Source organism: Pseudoalteromonas phenolica (genome assembly GCF_005886345.1).
GTDB classification, from domain to species: Bacteria; Pseudomonadota; Gammaproteobacteria; order Enterobacterales; family Alteromonadaceae; genus Pseudoalteromonas; species Pseudoalteromonas phenolica_A.
Map to the genome: position 1 here is coordinate 1 of NZ_PNEC01000075.1, position 554 is coordinate 554.

General features: G+C 37.4%; 1 protein-coding gene. It reads right to left on the bottom strand.

Annotated elements, in window-relative coordinates; genetic code table 11:
* Positions 1 to 17 precede the first annotated feature (17 nt).
* Positions 18 to 524, bottom strand: coding sequence for a hypothetical protein (locus tag CWB72_RS19765; protein WP_138635011.1), 507 nt, complete (start codon positions 522 to 524; stop codon positions 18 to 20).
* Positions 525 to 554: the final 30 nt, after the last annotated feature.

Below are 554 nucleotides of genomic sequence, written 5' to 3' on the forward strand. Positions count from 1 at the left end.
TTTGTTTAACGGCCTTGTTAGCAGTTGCTTTGTTTCCGCCATGCTCTTATTTTTTTAACTAAAGAGACTTCATTTTCACCAGCTACTGAAGAGCCATAGAACTGCGGGTTAATTTTAAAACCATAAGGCCCCATAACTCTGTACTCTGGAGTAACTGAGATAATTACGAGGCCAGCTTTTAGACCTCCAGTAGCTCTATGAACTGGATTTTTGCAACCTCTCACGGCTTTTTTAGGTATGGTCTTCACCCCAAAAACTGTGCAAACTTTTAAAGAATCTGAGTTAAGCTCCAATGCTCTACCTCGTGGGAAGAACAGCATTATTTGATAACCAAATTCACACAATACAATCCATATGAGACAAGCAACAAAAACAATAAAGTAAAAATCACTTAACTCATTGAAATTCACAACGCTAACAACAACATCTTGCCACAAAACATTGATCAGCCACACTCCACCTATAAAAAGAAGTATGTTCAGGATTAATGTTGATAATTTGAAGGTAAAATTTTCGTTGTTCACTTTTGACTGCTAACGCCTTAATAAACGGCG